16 protein-coding genes are annotated in these 22,029 nt (G+C 45.5%); 10 read left to right on the plus strand and 6 right to left on the minus strand.

The genetic code is table 11. The features are described from left to right. Positions 1 to 141 precede the first annotated feature (141 nt). Positions 142 to 1,806 (plus strand): tannase/feruloyl esterase family alpha/beta hydrolase, encoded by a 1,665-nt coding sequence (locus KOE27_RS28625; RefSeq protein WP_229253033.1) that lies wholly within the window; start codon positions 142 to 144, stop codon positions 1,804 to 1,806. A 36-nt stretch (positions 1,807 to 1,842) separates the two neighbouring features. Continuing rightward, the gene (locus KOE27_RS28630) at positions 1,843 to 2,121 is read left to right on the plus strand and encodes a hypothetical protein (protein ID WP_215242267.1); all 279 of its coding nucleotides are present in this window, start codon (positions 1,843 to 1,845) and stop codon (positions 2,119 to 2,121) included. On the opposite strand, the gene nfi is transcribed toward KOE27_RS28630, so the two are convergent. Next, positions 2,118 to 2,906, minus strand: a complete 789-nt coding sequence (nfi, locus tag KOE27_RS28635) for a deoxyribonuclease V (RefSeq protein ID WP_229253034.1) — start codon at positions 2,904 to 2,906, stop codon at positions 2,118 to 2,120. The genes KOE27_RS28630 and nfi overlap by 4 nt on opposite strands. Positions 2,907 to 2,953: 47 nt before the next feature. On the opposite strand from nfi, the gene KOE27_RS28640 reads away from it, so the two are divergent. Then, entirely contained in the window at positions 2,954 to 3,460 is a 507-nt protein-coding gene (locus KOE27_RS28640; protein ID WP_229253035.1) for a hypothetical protein, read from the plus strand. 26 nt (positions 3,461 to 3,486) lie between these two features. On the opposite strand, the gene KOE27_RS28645 is transcribed toward KOE27_RS28640, so the two are convergent. From KOE27_RS28645 to KOE27_RS28655, 3 genes are all read right to left on the minus strand, one after another. Beyond that, the gene (locus KOE27_RS28645; protein ID WP_215242269.1) at positions 3,487 to 3,984 is read right to left on the minus strand and encodes a hypothetical protein; all 498 of its coding nucleotides are present in this window, start codon (positions 3,982 to 3,984) and stop codon (positions 3,487 to 3,489) included. A 190-nt stretch (positions 3,985 to 4,174) separates the two neighbouring features. Further along, positions 4,175 to 5,791 (minus strand): RagB/SusD family nutrient uptake outer membrane protein, encoded by a 1,617-nt coding sequence (locus tag KOE27_RS28650; RefSeq protein WP_215242270.1) that lies wholly within the window; start codon positions 5,789 to 5,791, stop codon positions 4,175 to 4,177. A gap of 12 nt (positions 5,792 to 5,803) precedes the next feature. Further along, a complete protein-coding gene (locus KOE27_RS28655) occupies positions 5,804 to 9,313 on the minus strand; it encodes a SusC/RagA family TonB-linked outer membrane protein (RefSeq protein WP_215242271.1) in 3,510 nt (1,169 codons plus the stop codon). 1,279 nt (positions 9,314 to 10,592) lie between these two features. On the opposite strand from KOE27_RS28655, the gene KOE27_RS28660 reads away from it, so the two are divergent. From KOE27_RS28660 to KOE27_RS28690, 7 genes are all read left to right on the plus strand, one after another. Then, positions 10,593 to 12,083, plus strand: coding sequence for a capsule assembly Wzi family protein (locus KOE27_RS28660; RefSeq protein ID WP_229253036.1), 1,491 nt, complete (start codon positions 10,593 to 10,595; stop codon positions 12,081 to 12,083). Positions 12,084 to 12,223: 140 nt separating this feature from the next. Then, positions 12,224 to 12,913: a GNAT family N-acetyltransferase gene (locus tag KOE27_RS28665; protein ID WP_215242272.1), complete on the plus strand. Its 690-nt coding sequence runs from the start codon at positions 12,224 to 12,226 to the stop codon at positions 12,911 to 12,913. A gap of 146 nt (positions 12,914 to 13,059) precedes the next feature. After that, complete coding sequence (locus KOE27_RS28670; RefSeq protein WP_215242273.1) at positions 13,060 to 14,412, plus strand: WG repeat-containing protein; 1,353 nt, start codon at positions 13,060 to 13,062, stop codon at positions 14,410 to 14,412. A gap of 216 nt (positions 14,413 to 14,628) precedes the next feature. After that, on the plus strand, positions 14,629 to 15,123 hold the full coding sequence (locus tag KOE27_RS28675; RefSeq protein ID WP_215242274.1) for a hypothetical protein: 495 nt from the start codon (positions 14,629 to 14,631) through the stop codon (positions 15,121 to 15,123). Positions 15,124 to 15,228: 105 nt separating this feature from the next. Further along, a complete protein-coding gene (locus tag KOE27_RS28680) occupies positions 15,229 to 16,245 on the plus strand; it encodes an AI-2E family transporter (RefSeq protein WP_215242275.1) in 1,017 nt (338 codons plus the stop codon). A 264-nt stretch (positions 16,246 to 16,509) separates the two neighbouring features. Further along, a complete protein-coding gene (locus tag KOE27_RS28685; RefSeq protein ID WP_215242276.1) occupies positions 16,510 to 17,514 on the plus strand; it encodes a ligand-binding sensor domain-containing protein in 1,005 nt (334 codons plus the stop codon). A 266-nt stretch (positions 17,515 to 17,780) separates the two neighbouring features. Beyond that, positions 17,781 to 18,800 (plus strand): peroxiredoxin family protein, encoded by a 1,020-nt coding sequence (locus tag KOE27_RS28690; protein WP_215242277.1) that lies wholly within the window; start codon positions 17,781 to 17,783, stop codon positions 18,798 to 18,800. A 27-nt stretch (positions 18,801 to 18,827) separates the two neighbouring features. Here the strand turns inward: KOE27_RS28690 and KOE27_RS28695 are convergent, their stop codons facing one another. Together KOE27_RS28695 and KOE27_RS28700 are read right to left on the minus strand one after the other, a co-directional pair. Beyond that, the gene (locus tag KOE27_RS28695; RefSeq protein ID WP_215242278.1) at positions 18,828 to 19,358 is read right to left on the minus strand and encodes an HD domain-containing protein; all 531 of its coding nucleotides are present in this window, start codon (positions 19,356 to 19,358) and stop codon (positions 18,828 to 18,830) included. A 286-nt stretch (positions 19,359 to 19,644) separates the two neighbouring features. Next, positions 19,645 to 21,909, minus strand: coding sequence for a TonB-dependent receptor (locus tag KOE27_RS28700; protein ID WP_215242279.1), 2,265 nt, complete (start codon positions 21,907 to 21,909; stop codon positions 19,645 to 19,647). Positions 21,910 to 22,029 lie beyond the last annotated feature (120 nt).

Raw genomic sequence — 22,029 nt, forward strand, 5'->3', positions numbered from 1 at the left:
TGAAGCACAGGCACCCCAGTAGATTTTTCCACGTACCTTTCACTCCACCCAGACACCGGAAATACCGCACGGACATTAGTAGAATTAAACCCAAAAGAACTTGATATCAGGATTGTTTATGTATTTTAAGGTATCTCTACAATGATTTTTGTTTACAAGCTCGTAATGCGGAGTTCGCTCAGATTTTTACTGATTTTACTTTTCCTATGGGAAGGAAGGTTCGTTTACGGGCAGACCACCGTACCTCCCACTCCAGCCTGTTTGTGCCAGGATTTGAAGAATATACAATTACCGGGAGTTACCATTACTGCCGCTGAATGCATAACCGAGGGAACCTTCTCGCCGCCGGGAAACACGCAGTCCATTTCAGGGCTGCCCGCTTTTTGCCGTGTGGCTGCCACTTTGAAACCCACTCCGGCTTCCTATATCAGAATTGAAGTTTGGCTTCCACAAAACAGTTGGAATGAAAGATTACTCGGTACCGGAAACGGTGGTGGTGCGGGAGGGATATCCTACGGAGGCCTTGCCAACGGCCTGAAACGTGGATTTGCCACAACCAACACGGATATGGGAACTTCACCTGGGGCCAATGAAATGGTGGGGAAGCCAGAAAGATGGGCCGATTTCGGGCATAGGGCCACGCACGAAATGACGATTGCTGCGAAAGAAATTACCAGAGTCTACTACGGAAAAGCCGCTCATCACACCTACTTTGCCGGTTGCTCAACAGGAGGGCAACAGGCACTGATGGAAGCTCAGCGTTATCCGGAAGATTACGACGGTATTCTGGCAGGGGCACCTGCTAACAACCGTACGCACCTGCATACAGGATTTGTGTGGATCTATAAGGTTACCAACCAGATACCGGGAAGCGCATTGTTACCAAAGGAAAAAATTGACATGGTAAGCAAAGCGGTTGTGAAGGCCTGTGCCGGAAAAGACGGCGGAGCCCCAGGTGATAATTTTCTGACGGACCCGAGCGCTTGCCACTTTGATCCTGAAACACTTCCCAAATGCCAAGGGGGTACGGATAACGGTAATTGCCTCACAGCTGCTCAGCTTGCCGCGCTGAAGCAAATATATGCCGGTCCTGTTAATCCCAGGACGGGCCAGCGAATTTATACACCCATTCCGCTGGGAAGCGAAAATTCACCAGCGGGCCTGGATTATCAGCAAAACCCTAACCAGGCACCTGCATCCCTTTTCTATCAGTATAAATGGGCATTCGGAAAATATTTTGACTATACTGCGTTCGATTTTGACAAAGGTCAGGACAGGATGGATACGCTTCTGGCTCCTATCCTGAACGCGAATAACCCTGACCTGGAACCACTGAAAAAACGGGGAGGAAAAGTACTGATGTACGCCGGAACAGCCGATCCGCTGGTGCCTTATCAGGATGCAGTACATTATTACGAACGGGTGGTGAAAGCACAGGGAGGGAGGGCCAATACCGAGGACTTTTTCCGCTTTTTCCTGGTACCCGGCATGGCTCATTGCGGCAACGGTCCAGGCCTTAACGACTGCGGCCAAAGCCTTTCAACAAATGTTCCGCAGGACAGTGAGCATGATTTTCTAACGGCCCTTGTCCAATGGGTTGAAAAAGATATGGCACCCGGAAAATTCATTGCCACGGCATACCATTCGGCCGATCCCCAAAAAGGTATCCGTTTTCAGCGGCCCATCTATCCTTTTCCTAAGCTTCCGGCTTATACAGGCGGAGACGTAAATATTCCGGAAAGTTATAAATCCAGGGTTTACAAAAAGAGTAAGGTTTTGATCCCCGACGAGAAGTATCTGAAATAAAGGAACAAATGCCACTTTCGATAAAACACACTATCTATGAACGACAACAGCAAAACACACGGATCCCATGATCAAAAATGGAGGTTCATTTTTGATATGACGAACTTCCATATCCTGTTTAACGGAGGCCGGAAAATGACTGAGCATTATTATGACAATCCAAACTTACCCTTCGGCTACTTTGTGGCCACTGGGCTTATCTGTGCGGCTCTGGTAACAGGTTTGCACCATTTTACCAGGAAAAGGTCACTAAAATTCATATGCCTGATCACTTTCCTGATTGCGGCACTCTTTATCCTACTGAGCGTACTTTAAAACAAACGCATCTGTACCATTTCATGATACCCTTCCGATAACGCCCCTGTACGGAACCGGTTTACAAACTCATGCGCCTGCCGGGTGGGCTCAGGGAGGCGGTACTTGCCGAGGCAACGCATGGTAATAGCCAGGCTATCAGTCAAACTCATAGCATTCCCAGGTGAAATAAAGATGGGCTTCACATTGTTTTTACTACGCAGCGCATAACCGATTGTTTCATTTTTATCAATAACAGGTGAATAATCCCCTTTGTTTGCACCAGGCTCGGCAAATTTCCCTGCCAGTTTTTTCTTGGCACAACCCATTGTAACAGTTTGCGTGAGCACACCAAAATGTGAGGCGATTCCCATTCTACGGGCATGCAGAATCCCGTTTCCGTCAAACATGATCAGGTCGGGCTTTACGGGCAGCTGGTGAAAGGCTTCCAGGATTGCAGGTATTTCCCGGAACGCCAGAAAACCCGGAACATAAGGAAATGATGTACGCCCCTTCACAAGGGAATAGGCAAAAGGTTGTAAATCATTGTAATTCAGCAGAACGATACCGGCATATACCACTTCGCTGTAAAGATCCAGAGAAATATCAGCCCCTGCAATAACCCTGACGGGCCTCTGGAGCGGTGAAAGGTCCAGTTTCTCTCTTAACCTGTTTTGCACAGCGGTGGCCTCCGCCAGGCCCAGGTCCTTATATGCGGTTACATCAACTTCCATTTCCTTCGCTTTAAATGACACGGTTCGTTTGCGTTTATCTCCATTCCCTTCAATCGTTGGCATGATATTCATAGCGATTCAGGTGAATGTTTCATTCTATAAAAAATCAAACCATCCTCATGAATTCCGCTACACTGAAAAGCAAATGGGCCAATTGGAAATTTATTGCATTTATTATTATCCTGATCGCTATTTTCATAAAAATCTTCCTCATTCGTGATACCGGCGAAAATGCGCAGGTTGTGGTGGAGCTGGATCTTGAAAAAATAGCATTCAGAAGTCAGGAAGAAGTAGCGGCGATTATTGGAGCGGGGAAACTGAACAGCTATTATCGCGACGAAAAAGCCGGTTGTGAAAAATGTCCCACACTGACCTACAAGGACGGTAAAATTGATATCATTTTTATAAATGATATCGCCGACAGAATCACCATTAACCAACTTTCGGATTTCAGCTTTGACGATACAGAAATTCTGGGAGTATTGGGGTTAAAAGAAAACATCTCTCCTACATTTCACGACGGAAACCTCAAGCGCTGGGACAATTACCAAAAATACACTCAAATTACCGCTTTTGGCAGACATGGTAAACTTCAGTATATCCTGATAAAATGTAAAACTCCATAATCAACTCAAGGTATATTGCAAGAAGGTTAACGCTTCGCTAGCGGTTTAAATCCCCTCATGGCACGGGTACCGATAGCAGGCGTGCTCTGGGGAACTTCCAGAAGTTTCCCCGGTGCTTTGGGATATTCTCTGTAACCTGTCAGATACCTCTGAATGATAAAATCCACCTCCTGCTCAAATGCTATCTGCTGCTGACCAATATAGGCCGAAAGATCGTAAAGCCGTTTATGCCAGATCGCATAATCGACATTGCCGTTTAGCGTATATACATTTTCAAAGCCTCTGTCAAACTTGAAATGAATCCCTTTTTCAGCATTGGCCAGCAGGCTTTCGGGATGACCGGTCAGCGTAATGGGCATGTAGGTTTTCTTTTCAAAAACAAAACCGCCATGGCTGGCCTTGATATATTCCCGCATTTGTCTGGGGGCATCTCCAATATATAATACGTCTACCAGTAATATCAGTTTAGCAGCATAAAACTGCGTGTCATCTTCAATAAGCGGTAAGGTCGAAATTCTGATCATCTTCCATTCAATTTTTTACAAAAAAACGGATAATTCCTTTTCCGGCTCTAAATAGAGACAATTTCATATAGCTCCTGCGCACACCAGCACCGGCCTATTGTTGCAAACAAAAATCCCAGCCACCTAAGCGACTGGGATCAGTTTAAAACTTGTCCGCTTGTCCGGACAACCTGTTATTGCCGTAAGCTTATCAGTTTTGCACTGCCAAAGGATTGTACAAAATCTCGTCCTCCGGAATCTGAAGAGTCATACTGGATACCGGGTAGCTGGCTTTTGTCACGTGGTTGGCGGAGCTGGTCCTGTCAACAGGGATGTTCCAGCGCTTGTTGTTGTAAAATTCGCGGCCGCCTTCGCCCCACATTTCGATACGGGTCTGCAGCTGAACCATCTGCAGGGTTGTCAACCCCTGCATAGAAGGATAAGTTGCAGTGGTCAGCGGCGTTGCTCCTTTTCTTGTGCGCGCTGCCAGCAGCTTGTCGAGTGTTGCCTTGGCTGCCGCGTCTGCTCCAGACTGGGCTTCCGCTTCGGCTTTCATCAGTAACACTTCCGAAGTACGCATGTAGTAAGCCGTTGACGCACCTACATCAATTTTATTGGTGCTGTTCAACCCGTGCGTCGCAGCGAATTTCAGGTTGGTATAGGATGGAATAAACGCAACCGTATTATTTGGCGGGTACGAATAGTTGCCGATCGCTGGTAGTGAGAAAGCATCCTGACGAAAATCGTCTGGTGCTATTTTCTCATACAAGCGGTTGTCTATTCTCTTGTAAGCACGTCCTACACCCCCGTTGTCCTTTCCGAAAGGGTTCATGTAAGCCAGGAAATAAGGGTTGGCAATCCCCAGGGCAAATCCCAGAATCACTTCGGGATTCTGTGCATTATTCAGGAAACCATTGGTCTCCGGCCTGTAGATAGGATCTGTAGCAGTACCGGTATTCTTGCCGCCGTATTGATCCTGGCTCAATAGCGTAGGATATTTGGCAAGTATCTCGCTGGAGGCACTGATTGCCGTCGCCCAGTCGCCGGTCCATAATGATATACGGGCCAGCAGGAAATTGGCAACCGCAAGGTCGATATCCGTCAGATCAGCCGTATAACCTACACCAGCTTCTTTGAACAATGCAATGGCACGGTTCAGATCATTTTTGATGAAAGCGTACGTTTCTACCGAAGAGGAGCGCGCTTTGTTAGGCTGGGTCGGCTGAAACCTGTCATACAACGGCAGACCAAGCTTGGTGTTACCTCCCTGCAGAAAAGCATTCTGGTAATTTTCCATGAGGTAGTTGTAGCCGTAGGCTCTTGCAAACAGGCCCCTGGCCTTACATTCCTTCAGGAAGTTATTCCCCGCAATTGTTTCATCCGGCAGGTAGTTCAGCATCTGGTTAGCTGCCGTGATACAGTACCATCCATATTTCCAGTAGGCAAAGTTCTTGGTATTGGCCGCAGCGATAAAGTCCCCCAGCTGATACTCAACTGCGCCTGAAAGGACGTTAAGCCCCTCCTGGTCTCCCAGGATGATGTCATTCCCCTCAATGCTCCGGTTAACGTCAAGCCCCTGATTAGAGTAGTACATATCTGCACTACCCGCTCCTGTGGCACCTACGTTATTGAACAGCAGAGGCATCGCGTTTGCCATCCCGCCCATCACGATCCTGATCTTGGCATCATCGCCCGATGCGAGCAGTTCCGCTATCTGCTTATCCGTAATATTTTGTGGAGGCTCAACTTCCAGCTTATCCGCACACCCTGAAAAAAGCAGCAAACCAGAAACTGCCAGACCTGTTATATATTTTTTTGTAATGCTCATAGCTCGACTAAATTAGAAGTTTACATTAAGACCCACTGAGAAAGTGCTCATAGGGAGATATACCGCAGCACCCACTTCCATACCACCTACCAATGACATCCGCGGGTCAATTCCTGAGTGGCTGGTAATCATGGCAAGATTATCAGCAGAGGCATAGACTCTCAGCGTTTTAGCTTTGATTTTCTCAAGGATAGAGTTGCTGAGCGTATAACCCAGGGTCAGGTTTTTAACGTTCAGATACGACGCGCTGAACAAGGCAAGATCTGTGTATTGCCACGAGCCAAAAGTAGAACCGCCGGTGTAGAAAGTATCTCCGTAGAAAGCCATCGGGAATTTAGCGTCCCGGTTTTCAGGTGTCCAGGTATTCCCCAATACTTCCTTCGACAAGGCATTTCCGATGTTTCCTGATCTGTACAGGTGGTTGGCATATTCCACGCTCAGGAATTTTCCGCCCAGCTGATAGGCCAGTATGGCGGTAAAGTCAAAGTTTCTGAACTGAAAAGAAGTTGAAAAACCACCGATCAGTTTGGGAATAGCGCTGCCCATTTCGTAACGGTCGGCCAGTGTATAATTGGTTGTACTTACAATGTCACCGATTTTACTTCCTGGGAACCGGCTTGCATCCAGATCTCTCTGCGTTACCGTATGATTAAACATAGGCAAACCTGTATTTTGGTCTACACCAGCGTATTTGTACAGATAAAGATTATAGTAATCCATTTTCTCTCCACGCAGGTACATGATCTGGCCACTATTGGTGGCGCCTCCATTGGCAATACCCCATCCGTCAATTGAACCTGTAAATCTGCCTCCGAGCGCTGGTGATCCTACACTCTTGGGGAATTTGGTCAGAATGGTGCGGTAATGTGTACCGTTCAACGCAACGCTCCAGTTAATGTCTTTGGTCTGGATCAGTTTGATATTTAAAGCAACTTCCACACCGCGGTTAACAATTTCCGCGCTGTTCAATGTAAGTGATGTCTGCCCCATTGAAGTAGGAAGCGGCTGCGCAAAAACGGAGTTAACCGTGTTTTTGTTATAAACATCAATGGTACCGCTCAGTCTTCTGTTCCACATCGTGAAATCTATCCCGGCATCCAGCGTATGCGTATTCTCCCAGGTGAGTTTGTCGTTAACGGCCGCACCTTGTGAAAGCGTGAAGGTTGCCGGAACCCCTGTTCCACCTGTTGAGCTGGTGTAGGTGGCACCATAGCTCCACAACTGGTAACCTGAATAGTTACTGATCCCGCTCTGGTTTCCGATCACCCCGTAGCTGGCTCTGATTTTCAGGTCGTTGACCACCTCGCTAATGCTCTGCATAAATTTCTCCTGAGAAATGCGCCATCCTCCACCAACAGACCAGAATGTTCCCCAGCGGTTTTCTTTGTACCTGAATTTTGAAGAACCGTCTCTGCGCAGAGAGCCTTCCACGAAGTACTTATCGTTATAGTTGTACACCGCGCGGCCAAAATAGCTGTCCATAGCCGTTAGGTCTCCTCCATACCCAGGTGTACCGAATGGTGCATTCTGCGTATTGTAGCGGCTTGTGAAGTTACCCGCTCCGGTAAATCCGTTGATCAGGGAGTAAGCAGAGGCAAAGTTCAGCAGATCACTCTTGTACTGATAGAATTCATGTGCTGCCAGCGCGGTAATAGAATGACGGCCAAATTCCTTGTTCCAGTTCAGCAGCTGCTGCGTATTGAAAACGCCGGTGTTCGCGTAATATTTACCGATGGCGCCCACACCCACCACTGCACCTGTTTCCGGTGTACCGTAGCGTGTCCGTATTTCAGAAAACCTGTCATACGAAATGTTGGTGGTAAAACTGAAATCCTTCAGGAAATTTATGGTGAGGTACCCTTTCAGGTTCAGATCGTGCGATTCACGACGGTCAATATCTTTATCCAGAAGCTGAATCAGGTTGGTGGTGTAGAGCGGAGCACTGGTGGTTCCGTTAGGCGAGGTTGCTGTTACACCAAGGGGCGAATAGGTATCATTGTTATTGTCGGAGACCATATCTGAGCCATCCGGATTTTTCCTGATGTTACCCTGCAGGTCCCTTGCAAACAATGGTACGAGCTGGTTTTGTCCGTTGGCCCATCTGAAAACATTTTGCTGAACAGTACCCGGGTTCCGACCGAAACGGGTGGCAGGAGATTGGGTGTTCCGGTAGCTGTATCCCACATTCGTACCTATTTTAAGCCAATTGGTGAGTTGCGCATTCACATTTGTACGCGCATTGTAACGCTTGAACGAAGAGCCCCTGATATAGGAAGGATCTTCCAGCATACCCACCGAAGCAAAATAATCCATCTTGTCGGTTCCGCCGCTGGCCGATACCGTATGCTCCTGACGGAACATTTTTTCGAAGAAGTAATCTTTGTATGACCCTGCTTCGTAAAGTTGTCTTGCGTTCGGATTGAGCTTACCGGTAGCAGGGTCGATCAGATAGGCTCCTGACATGGTTGCACTGGCATTCGTGCCACTACCTGTGGTGGTATACACGGCGCCGGGCACCTCATACAACATATAGTTGCCCAGTTGGTTCATCCCAAAGTTTGTCCTCGAACCGGTGTAGTCGAACAAATGCGCACTGGCGAACTCCGCTGCAGCCTCGTGCGACATATTCGGGTTCTGGACGTTGGTGGTAAACTTGCCGTCAGTAGACGACCCGCCATTCACACCATACCTTGCAGAGTTGTAGATGGCCAGCCAGGAGTGTTCGTAAATATCCTTGGCGTTGTCGATCAGGTCAAAGCGCAATCCGCCAAGATAGTTGAATCCTGCTCTTGTTTCCAGCGAAATGTTCATTTTCCCTTTCGACCCTTTTTTAGTAGTCACCAGCACAACACCGTTCGCTCCGCGCGAACCATATACCGCCGTTGAAGCCGCGTCTTTCAAAACACTGATGCTTTCGATATCCTTAGGGTTAATGGAGGCAAGTGCATTGGGATATTCGGTTGGTACGCCGTCAATGACGATCAGGGCGTTGGAGCTGTTTTGACTCGTAGAACCTGCACCACGCAAACGAATTCCCATGTCGAGCCCGGGTTGTCCGTCAATGGCAGCTACCTGGATACCCGGCACAACCCCTTCCAGGGCTCTTGTAACTGTTGAGTTAGCCTGTACCGAAATCGTTTTGGAATCCACCTGTGAAACCGAGCCGGTAAGTGTACTCCGTTTTACGGTACCGTACCCGATAACGACTACTTCACTAAGCTGGTTGTCCCCTGCCGCTAATTTGATATCAATAATCCTTCTGTTTCCTACCACCGTTTCCTGAGTAGTGTAACCGATATAGGAGAATACGAGTACCGAGCTGGCGCTGGGAACGTTGGGAATGGTAAAGACGCCATCGGCATTGGTCACGGTTCCGGTGGTGGTTTCCTTAACGACTACACTAACCCCTGGCAATACAGCTCCAGAGGCGTCGGTAACCTTACCGGAGACCGCGAGCTGCGCTTTAGCTGCCAGATTGAAAAATAGGCAGCAAAATAAAATTAATAGAGTTTGTTTCTTCATTTGAGAAATTTTAAGGTAGGTGAATACTAATTAGCTATCAGAAATTGACGAAGGTCCTTAACTTTTTTTATCCATATGATCGAAAGGGAGTTTAGGTGGTGACATTGATTGAGTTGACGCAGCAAATGAGGTGCTCAGACGTACCGAAATGTGTGCAGTTAGAGCACAGAATACTTGATAAGGGGCAAACCCCTTTCATTTCAGTAAACCAAAGTTCATTCAGCCGTTCATATTTCCTGCGGTCAGCAATAGCGACGGAGAAATACGCAAACCGTCACGCTACCGGTGCGGAATCAGAAAGTGTCTGTATTCGTGGCTGTTTGCTCTGTGAAGAATGTAGTTGTTGCTCATGGCGGTAAAGGTTTATAATGTGTCCAAATTGTTAATAAAAGTATAGAAGCGCTCAGGGGGTAAAATCTATTTACTTATTGCTGGTTAAATTGTGATTATTTTGCGCTTAACAGCAATACTTCGGTTTTTCGTTCGCATTTTAATTCATTTTTCTCCCATAGCCCAACAAACAACATATGTCCCTACAGGTCATATTCTCAGTTTATCTACGGCTAAACCAATATTTCTCAGTTTAAAATATAACCATTTGAGATTTTATCGGAATATATAAAAATTACGGAACATCTCGTCCAAAAATTCCTCAAACGGTTACAAATTCACTAAAAAATCCCTGGAGGGTATCTTGATAGAAGCTAAGTATCGCATGGTGCGGGCGGTGCTGTAGGGACGATGTTGTGGCTGCCGACGTTCCTGCTGGTCCGAAGTTTTCTGACCTGTTAGGTCACAACCGGGCCACCTCGGCGGCTGTCTTGTTCTTCCCCTTCTCAAAAGTCTGCTCGGGAGAGTAACTCACCGGAAGCCCCTTTTCTTCATTCCTGAATTTTAGCAATAACTCAAAAATCGTAAAATTGATATCATATAAATCTCATTATTTGAGACTAAAATTATTTTAGAGTAAAACACATTCTACACACAAATTAGAAAATATATATCAACATAATCATGTAATTTTCTATTAATAATAAACGCACTAAAAGTATATTCAAATTTATTCCATTTTAAATTTTGTTATTATTATCTTATTTATATTAATTTACATAAAAGTTTCAATAAATTATACTTCACTTGTCAGCGTTTTTGTAAAACTTAACCTACTTTTATATGCCCGATCAACACCTGATCTATACGTAAGCCTCTTGGCTACACTTAGGAAAATACGAAGCAGTATTTTCATTTAAAAATTCCTACCTCTCACACACACTATTTTATGAAAGCTTTTTATAAGCTGGGCATTGCCTGGCTGTGTTCGTCATTCCCCTGTTTTTCACAGGAAATGATCCCCTCCGACTCTACTTCCAGCTTTATCGAAATACAAACTTACGCAAGTAGCCAAAAACGATTACCTTTCTGGATGTACACCAATCAGTTCGGAATTACCCCAACTCAGGGACCAGCCGCAGCGCTGCATCTGTCTGTAATTCATTATGAAAAAGCCGGATTCAATCCAAAGAACTGGAAAATTGGCGGAGGAATTGAAGCGGTGACCAATTACTCCGAAAACACTAAAATTTTATTGCCTCAACTGTTTGCTTCCCTCAAAAGAAAGAACTGGGAATTGTATGCAGGACGTAAAAAACAATGGGTTGGCATTGCGGATTCTACCATAGGGACCGGGTCTTATGCCTGGTCTGGCAATACCTTGCCGATACCCAAAATTCAGCTGGGCACCACACAGTTTATCCCTATCCCTTTTACATTCCGACTGATCTCTTTTAATGCCTTTTATTCGGAAGGAATGTTTGAAAGAAACCGGCAGATTACCAGCAAATTAAAACTTCACCAGAAAGCACTTTACATAAAATTAGGAAATGAGAAAACCTGGTTTCAGATATATGCCGGTTTCAATCATCAGGTACAATGGGGAGGAAGAAGCCCATACCAGACAATTGAAGGCCAGATGCCCAACAGCCTGAAAAGTTACTTTTATGTAATTACCGGTAAACCACATCCCAAAATAAATGGGTTAACGCATTTTGATTTTTCCAACAGAATAGGCAATCATTTAGGATCAATTGATCTGGCCATTGAGACCAAAATTAAAAATACCAGTTTGCTGATTTATCGTCAGAATATATATGAAGATGGCTCTCTATACTATTTAAATAATATCAGTGATGGATTAAACGGAATCCGAATTAAAAAGAAGTCCAATCCAAACGCTGTATTTCAAATTAACGAAGCTGTTTTAGAGTTTCTCTGTACCAAAAGCCAGGGTGGCCCTATTGCCAATTTAAATCCGCAAATCCGCGGGAAGGACGATTATTTCAATAATGCCCAGGTCAGAGACGGTTGGTCATATCAAGGTCGTACCATTGGGACCCCCTTTATATCATCGGCATCCGACACCAGAGAACGCTGGCCAAATCACAGTGATTTTTTCACCAATAACAACAGGATATCTGTTTGGCACCTGGGATTAAAAGGTACATTTCTGGACCGTATCAACTGGTCTGGTAAATTTTCCTATTCCGAAAATTATGGCACTTACGATGTTCCGTTTGATGGTACTCCCCGGCAGTTTTCAGCCGCCTTGTCTGTTCAGGTCTATTTATATTTCCTGGGAGGTACTACTTTAAGGGGGGTACTGGCGACAGATATAGGCAAGTTGTATGCCAACACCAATGGGATTTCTCTCGGAATTCGTAAGGAAGGATTTTTAAATATAAAAGAAAAACGACTGGGGTATTTCCGGTATTAAAAAGTAAATCCTGTGATGAATAAACCTTAACCCAGTCGTGCAGTAATCCTGATTGCCTTTTGATGAATCCTTTTTTCCTTTAAATTTATGAAAATTTATTCATTAGCGCTGTACACTATTTATCGTCTGACAGCGATCCTATGCATCATCAGGATTACAAAATTTTAGATAACCCTGTCTGGAATGCTCTCCAGACCGTACACAGCAACTTTGCATCCGGGACAGAAACGATCCAAAGGTATCCGGTGGATGTGTTGCAATTGATTGGCTGTCAGAATCCTGGCTCAGCCGATCTCTGTGAGGCAGAAGCCTGGATTTCCGAAGGTGAAAAGGTATTTCTTGTAGGTACTCCTGCCCCACTGCCCCCGGGATGGAAAATTTGGCAGCAGCTCAACTGTGTGCAGATGATCTGCCCGAAAGTATCGGGCCATCCCCCCAAAACAGGCTTTGATATTGTTCCGCTGACCGAAAACGATCATGACGCCATGCTCGGCCTGGTCAACCTGGTCCAGCCGGGCTACTTTTACAGGAACACGCCCTTGCTGGGAAACTATTACGGCATCAGGCTTGGCAACGAACTTGTAGCCATTGCAGGAGAGCGTCTGAAAATAAGTGGTTTTACGGAGATCAGCGCTGTTTGTACCCACCCTCAGTTCACCGGCAGAGGATTTGCCCAACAATTGGTGCATCACCTGGTTACCCAAAATCTTGACTCCGGTTCCATTCCTTTTTTACATTTTGCGGCTGGCAATACCAGGGCACAGCGGGTTTATCAGCTCCTGGGGTTTTCGGAGCGAAGAATGGTTCCGTTCTGGCAACTGGGCCGCTAAAAAATGCTCATATTGGGGAAAAGCTCAATTTTTTACCCCGCTGGACCAATTATTGACCTCCATTTTAATATCTTTCGCAAGTCTCTATACCACGTCCACCCATTTGCAACAGACCAAGCGCTTTTATTGAACGACTGACATTTGTTATGATCTCCTTATCCCGATCAGTACCTTACCTCGTTTTTCTTCTGCTCCTGAATGTATTCCATGCTGATGCCGCCGCTGAAAAGGATGCGGAAACTGTGCATCCATGGCTCAAAAATTACACAGAGTACAAACAATACGGAGACGTTTTTGTGGTAAAAAAAACGGAGCGCCGTTGCCTCATTTACAGCACTTACCTCACGGACCTGAATGGAAAAAAGCTCACACCCGCTTACAGGGATATCGGGGAATTTTCACATGGGCTGGCCGAATTTGTCCCATTTGAAAACCATAATGGTGATATAGGCATGCATGGTTTCATTAATAAAAAAGGGAAAGTAGTTATTCCACCGATTTATTTCGGAGCCGAGAAATTCGTGAACGGGAAAACGGGTGTGATATATCCGGCCGGTAAACAATACGGGCTTTCGTACCTGGATACCGCCGGGAACGAACTTTACCGGTTACCTGTGGAGCTATTCCCAAATGACTTTCTGATTGAAAAAGTGAATACGGATTACGTTTGCGGGCACGACTGCAAGGAGGATTTTATCTGGTGGGTAGATGGCAACCTCACCGTACTCAACTGGAATTTCAGCAAATACACCCAAAAAGATATCAAAAAAGGGGAAGCGATTTTCAGGTTCTACTACAACGGGAAATATGGGGTAATCGATAAAAACTTCATCCTCAAAACTCCCGCTGTAATTGATGAACTTGACACGAAACATGAGTTTTCCGGACAAGGGCTTGAACGGGCTCGTTACGGCGGTAAGTTTGGGTTTATCAGCCTGGCCACGGGTGAGGTGGTTATCCCATTTTATTTTTCGGATACCCGTAAGGCTTCTTATGGCCGCTATTGGGTTAAAAGAAATAACAAATGGGGCTGTATGAATAAAAAGGGAGAAATGATCATTCCTCATCTGTTTGACCAGGCTACGGCATTTACGGCCGAGAACCGGTCTGCGGTGGCCATTAACGGAAAATTCGGACATATTGATACGACTGGAAAATTCACTACTCCGCTGATCTACCAGTTTGCATCCTACTTCAGCCAGGGTATCTCTATGGTGAGGCTGAACAATAAATATGGCTACATTGACAAAAATGGCAAGCCAGTCACCGAAATCAAATACCACACAGCCCTGCCATTTGGCAAAAATTTTGCTATTGCAGAGCGTTTTGGATTACGTTACGAAATTGCCAGGATGGGTGCTGAAACCTTCATTGGCTTTTCTTATATCTGGAAGGCTGTTTTTATTTTCGTTACCGTTTGTATGATTGCCATGCTAAGCCGCAGTTTTTTGGCTAATTCTGCCCGATCCCTGCGAGAAATGTTTACCAAAAAGAGCTAAACAGCAACCTCCGGGATTCAGGCACGGGCCAAAGAGACACCGCTACCAGCTTTCTCCATACTAACACGACGACAACAAAAGAGCCGGGATATGGAAAAGGTACCGGCCCAGACAAAATGATCGTACCCGTTTTTGTCTCAGGTATGGCTTCTTTCAACGACTGAAGCCTGCTGGCATGTGTTTTTCAGGAAAAGTGTGTAACCATACAGAACGAAAATGGAACATATGCTTAATGAAAACTGGCTGCTAACCGTACCCATGATCATAACAAGCGGAATTGCAGGGACTACGCTGATGACAGCGTATCTGCTTCTGGTTGGTTTTGCAACGGATAAAATGTTCCGTACCACCAAAATTCTGGGAAAAATGGTAACAGATACCCGTCCTGCTGCAAACGAGCCGTCACGCTTGTCCAGAAAAACGCTGACTTCCATCAGTGGTATCCTCATTCATTATCTGATGGGAATACTATTCATGACAATCTTTTTCCTGCTTTGGAAAAAAGGAATTGGTTATCCCAATTATTTTTCAGGAATCGTTTTTGGGTTTATCAGCGGGGTGGCAGCTATTGGAATCTGGTACACGGCATTTCGTTTACGCCTGTGCCCTCCTGATGTTAATCCCAAAGCCTATTTTCTTCACATTTTCATCGGACATTTCTTTTTTGTCTGGGGATGTTTTTACACCTTTCAGATACTTAGCCGGGTGTAAGGTAAAAATGAATGGTAAAAACAGATCATTGACTCGGCCATACCCATTGCAAAAATCAGCTCCTGAGAACATTTAAGATTGCCACTCTAAAAGAAAACCACTTTTATGTCCGTCTTCCACAATCAGATCCGACAAATATTTTTCCTGATACTTGTAACCGCCTTAGCCATTCTGCTTTTTCAGCAACTGTACGTTTTCTTTCCTGGCTTTCTGGGCGCATTAACCTTATACATTCTGGGCAGGCATTGGTACAAGTTCCTCACCCTCCGGAAATCATGGAATAAAAGCCTCACCGCCCTGCTCTTCATGACTGCCTTCATGATTTGTATCGTTACACCAATCTATTTCTCAGCACAACTTTTATTCTCCAAAATTCAGAAATTCATTCAGGATCCCGCCCAGATCAATCATGCGCTGGAAGCTGTTTCTGCCCAAATTAAAGATTGGACCGGAAAAGATATTCTTTCAAAAAGTACCATTTCAGATTTGCAGAAGAAGGCAACCGGGCTTATCCCCATGGTACTGAACAGCTCCGCTACCCTACTTGGCAACCTGATCATGATCCTGTTTCTTTCCTTTTTTATGTTTGTCAACGGTGTTGAAATTGAAAAAATAATTCCCCGCTACATACCACTCAGAAAGGAGAATATAGATTTGCTCTCACATGAAACCACAATGATGGTGAAAGCCAATGCGCTGGGCATACCACTGGTATCCATCATTCAGGGAGCCTGTGCGGTGATTGGATACTGGATTTTTGGCGTGAAAGATTTCGTACTGCTTGGTTTTGTTACCGGCTTGTTTTCATTTTTCCCAATTGTCGGAACCGCCGTGATATGGTTGCCCGTGGTCATCTTTCTTTTTTCATCAGGAGAAAACGGACAGGCCATCGGCCTGGCCATTTATAGTCTCGTGATCACCGGGAATGTGGATTACCTAGCCAGAATCACTTTTCTAAAAAAGATAGGGGACGTCCATCCCGTGACCACCATTCTGGGACTGATCGTCGGGTTGAAACTTTTTGGTTTCTGGGGATTTATTTTTGGCCCGCTTCTGATCAGTTACTTTATGCTCCTGATCAAAATTTACATCAGTGAGTTTGGACAGGCCAAGCATTCGTAAAGCGCTGGTAATTCTTCCATTTAATAAATTCTTCACCACGGACACAATCGTACCGTTGAATAGATTAAACCCGAAAAATTTCATTCCATTACAACCTTCCGGCCCGTCTGCGCATCAGGAAGTTATGATGTGTTAATATCAATTCAAAAACGGAAAAGCCGGGTCCAGCCTACATTATATACAATCCAAAAGATGTCTGTTGGAAACCTCTCCCGTGTGCAACTATTTTTGGATCAATCTGTTAGCCATATTTTTAAAATCAGTATGAAATTCACCTTCCATGTGGCCTCTTTGGCTGTACTGCTGCTCGCATCCGGATGCAGCCACGATGAGCCTCTCACAAACGCTTCAACCGGAAAACCCGACGAGCCCGAAGCGGAGTGGATCATCCGCAACATTTCCAACTCCAAATTGCCGGACAACCAGATCAATGCGCTTGCGATCAGCAAAAACGATGTAAAATGGGTGGGAACCGCAAACGGCCTGGTGAAGATCGACGGAGAAAACTGGACAATTTATGACAATAGCAATTCACCGCTGCCATCCGGCATGGTGCGTGCCGTCGCGGTGGAGGACAACGGTACGGTTTGGGCAGGTACCGACAAAGGACTTGTAAAATTTGATGGAACGGTATGGAAGGTATATGACCATACCAATAGTGTCCTGACCAACGACGGAATCAGCTGTATCACACGCGACAGCATACGTAAAATCACATGGATTGGTACAGAAGCTGAACTCGTTAAAGTGGATGATACCAGCCATTGGGAGAAAATCGAAATAGGCGACAACCTGATCGTTTCCATGGTTACCGACAAGGACGGAAAGCTCTGGCTCGGGACATTTAATCAGTTTGCGTTTATAGGCAGTATCAAAAAGTATGATAACGGTAGCTGGACTCACCAGCGCCTGGATCATAAAGGATACCCTTCTGCATTCCCATACGCGCTGGCCATTGATAAAAATAATGCACTGCTGGCTGTATTGAGCGGTACGTCGGTCAAAAGTGTGGTCCGTATAAGCGGTGAAAACTGGGAGGAGATTCCACGGCCTGAAAAAGCCCACGGCCTGAAAACAATTCTGACAGAAGGGGATAAAATATGGGTAGGTGGTCTGACATTATCGGTTTTCGGGGATAAAAACGCGGAGTGTCTTGCCATACCGGAATCCGGTTCTCTTATTACAGCAATGGCACGTGACAGCAAAGGCAGAAAATGGCTGGGCACGATTGACGCCGGCTTGGCAGTTTACAATCAAAAGGTAAAGTAAGCAGGACCATGACTTAGTAGCTTCACAGCTACTTTTCTGATATTCAAGACGATGTACTTTTGTAACAGAATTAGTTCGGGCCGTGCCGTTATGCGTCATGGGGTTATCAGCATCTTCGATATACTTCTGAAAGGAATTCAGCATTGATAAGTGTCCGATATTTAATTATATTTATTTCCACTTTGCAACCTTGACCTCAAGGGCGCCGACGCCCTCCTTTTATGAGAAACAACCTACTCCTTATTTTTTCTCTGTTACCTATTTTTATGCTTACAAATCTGTCCGGCGTAACCGCACAGCAATATAAGCTTATGGGGCATATTCTGGGATTGGGCCGTATGCCAGTCATCTTTAGCTATTCTCAAAACGGGAATGGAAAGTCGGACACCGTCTTTGCCTCCGATGACCGGTTTGTGTACCTCCCCAAACCAAGTGATGACGGCCTGATTTCCATCTATATCACCGGTGGCCGTTATACCCATTTCTGGTACGAAGCAACAGATATCAGCCTTTCCGGGAACATTGAAAAGCCCTACCAGCTCCACATCGAGGGCGGCGCTCTTAACACAATGTATAACAAGTATCAGGAAAATATCAACTGGTTTTATCTGGATAAAAAACAAAACCAGCCCGATTCGCTATTACCGGCCATTGAAGAAGAAAAGAGAAGAGCCACCGTGCAGTTTATCCGGGAAAATCGGGCGGTTTATCCGAGTGCCTACCTTCTCTACTGGCTCACGATCCGGGACGAACGATATGCTGATGATTACGAAAAAATGTTTGAAAATCTGTCGAACCAGGTCCGAAACAGCTATTATGGCAAAAAACTCACACTACGGTTCGAAACTTTAAGAAATCAGCCAGTGGTGGGCAGAAAAGCGCCTCCATTTAGCCTAACGGATTCAAAAGGGCAAAAAGTGCAGTTGTCGGCGTTCAAAGGAAAATATGTGCTGCTGGATTTCTGGGGGCACTGGTGCTCACCCTGTATAAAGTCCATTCCTGCGCTCAAAAATATCAATGAAAAATATGCAGGCAAACTCACAATCATAGGAATTGCTGCCGAGAATGCCGATGACAAACAAAAATGGCTGAAAACCATAGAAACGCACAAGCTGAACTGGACACAGCTTTCGGAATTTGAAGGAGGTGAAGGAGAGGTGAATACAAAGTACAATATCCTTCAGTTTCCTACCTACCTGGTATTGAACAAGGAAGGTACCGTGGTGGGCAGGACAAGCGCCATTTCCGAATTGGAAGAGGTACTGAAATCCATAAATGACTTTTAGGACTTCCAACCCGGAAATACCAAAAGGTTATCTCGTAAACATCGGCAACGGATTTAACGGATGCCTGAGAAAGTTGGCAGATGTTTTTTTTATCAAAAACCAATGAAAACCTCCATTGGGCAGCTTTTTCCTGTTTTCTGATATAATATGTTTGTCAAAACCAAAAGTAAGTACTCCGAGAGAAACATCTATCCAATCGGCTTTCCTAAAGGTTTCTACGGTTTTTTCATACTTCCCGTAGTGGGTACTTACTTTGTGATGCCAGTGTATCATCAGAGATATCTCCTCGATGAGATCAGCCCGCCCCGCTTGGTTCAGATAGCTTTTAGCTTGTGCAACTGAAGGATCGAGATAATCAATGGTGTGGTCCGTCCAGATGCCTATGTCATGGAAAACTGCCGCCAGTGCATATTTAGCTTCGTTGGTCTTGTCGCTATCTATCAGCAGGCAGTTCAGGAAAACCCGGTAAACATGATTTCTGTATTTGTAGTAATCGGGACCAATCACAGGCCCGAACCGCTGGAATAGTTCCTCTATTATCTCATTTGAATACTCCATCCGAAACGGTTTTGACATCTCTGAAAAGCAGCAAGACTGTCTGCGCAAGTTAAATTACTGATAAATATTTAATTTCAGGTGGCCTGGATCAGGGTTTTCATTTAATTAACATTCGGTAAGTTTCAGAGATCACAATTGAAATGCGTTTTAACCCTTTGGGAGACAATAGTTATGTAGAAGACCCGAACGAAAAAAATATCATTGAGGTATCTCCTTGTATCTCTCACAGCTACAAGAATAAAACAACTGATCACCAGAGAAATACAAAAAATATCCTTCACTGAGGTCATTTACCAAAAAACAGTGTCAGACTTAGTCTGGCGAAAAATGGGGTACCTGGTGTAAAATGAATTTCGTTGACCGGCTCCGCTTCATTTTTCAGCCTGCTTTCTGTGGCAAACTGGGTTTCCTTCCATTTAGTATTCAGCAGGTTCTGTACTGAAAGGCCAATGTTATAATTTTTTCTTCCATAATTAACCTGAAGGTCACTCACGAAATATCCTTTTGCAATAATGGAGTTATCTTCATTTGCCGGGCGGTTGGCCATATATCTGTAACGTAATGAACCGCTTAAACCATTTGGCATCTGTAGTGACAACCCTCCTGTAGAACAAAAAAGCGGAGCCAGCGGCAGGTAGTTCATTCCCTCGCGCTCGCCTATCGCACGGGGTTTCGCCGAACTGATGTCTACGTCAGCATAGAGCGAGCGCGTAAGTTGGTAACGGACCGAGAGGTCGATCCCTTGTCGTTTTGACTTGCCGCTTGGCTCTATCACACCGGCGTCACCTACATACACAAACTCCTGCGCCAACCACAAATACCACGCAGCTGCATTGATAAGCATTTTGGGAAACGGCTTGAATATCATACCCAGGTCAGAACCATAGGCCCCGGGCAATATTTGTTTGCCGCCTTGCGGCACCACCACTCTGGTATCATTGGAATGAAATCCTTTTCCAGAGTTAAGGTATAGCTGCAACCGAGGGCTGAAGGTATAATAGAAATTTAATTTAGGAGAAAGGATGGCATCGGTAGCATGCCTGGTTGTAACAGGCTGCCCCAGCTTGTCCTTATACTGGCTCCGGAAATAATCCAGCCGCAGACCTGCGTTTACCGTAAACCGATCCGAAACCTGAACCAGCTCATCGGCATAAATGGCCGCATTCAGCTCGTTTATATCTCCCAACTGAAGGCGGCCCAGCGTTACCGACCTGTCTTTGGTATGCGACAACTCCGAGTCAGATGTGATATCCTGACAGTATTGCGCTCCCAAGGTGGTGGTCCAGCGGGTTTTGCCTGCATCGTATTGCCTTGAGATACTGCCGTTGTAACCATACAAATTCCGCCTTTCTTTCTGTCTGATCTGGTCTCCGTTTAAGGAATCTTCCAGAAAAAAAGTAAAGTTGGAATAGAGTTCAAAATTATAATTACTGTAGAAAAGCTGATTCTTCACTACAAAATTACCCGGTGTGACCGTCACAAGCTGTGCATTCAAATTGGAGCGGCTGGTTTCCCCTCCTTCGGAAGGATCAATAGACCCGAAAAAACCGATCTGCCCTGCTTCATAGGCGCGGTCGGGTATCTGCCCTGAGTGGTTCCATCGGCTCCGGAACGAGGATCCCGTCAGGGTAAGGTTGGTATTGGGAGAGATATGACCATGGTATTTGGCGAAAATATTCCAGCGATTGAAGTGCTGGGGATTATCGAAATAGGAATTGGTAAATGAGTACTCTGACGCCACGTAAGCCGATTGATTCCTGTCCTTACCCTTTTGCCCAAGCAGGTCAATCCCGGCAACCGTCCGAAAAGTATCATAACGCCCTGCTTCCAGTTTAACAAAAGAGCGATCGAGTGCATCTATGGTGCGAAAATCAACCCAGCCTGCAGTAGTGAAATTGCCCTTATCCGTATGATAAGGCCCCTTCTTGAAGTCAACTCCCTGTACCAGCTCAGGGATTACAAAATGGAGATCTGCGTATCCCTGGCCATGCGCATGAGACACCATGTTAACCGGCATGCCATCTACGGTCAGACGGATATCAGTTCCGTGATCCAGGTCAAAACCGCGCAGAAATATCTGCTCGGCTTTTCCTCCACCGGCATGCTGGCCAATAAACAAACCGGGCACCATCCGGAGTATCTCCTGAGAATTGGTGATAGGCCTTTGTTTAATGTCCAGACTGGTGATAAGCTGCTGGTCATGTGCCCTTTGAGAAGAAACCACCACTTCGCTTAATTCAATGTCGGCATTGGACAGAAATGTTTTAAGAAAAGCAGTACGGTCTTCCTGCACCGAAACATCCAGTACCTGTGCTCTGAAACCGATATGTGATAGTTCTACTTTATAGTGTGCGTTCACCAGCCCGTCAAACCGGTACTGGCCCAGCTCATTGGTCACAGTTGCCCTACCCAAACCTGAAAGCTGTACCGTAACACCCTTTAAAGGCAATTTCTTAACCTGATCGTAAACCGTACCGGAAATACTGCCCAGGTGAGCACGGGCTTCCAGACTTAGTACCAATAGCAACAGAAGCGTAAAATATCCTTTCATAAAATGGAAATGAAATTCTTGATCTTTTTAACCTTTAGGGGTCTGAACCTTTAATCAAAGTAAATACCTGGGGTCTGTCCTTTATAGACTTATCTCCCATTTAAAGAAATGTAACGCGGG

The sequence above is a fragment of the Dyadobacter sp. CECT 9275 genome, assembly GCF_907164905.1.
GTDB classification, from domain to species: domain Bacteria; phylum Bacteroidota; class Bacteroidia; order Cytophagales; family Spirosomataceae; genus Dyadobacter; species Dyadobacter helix.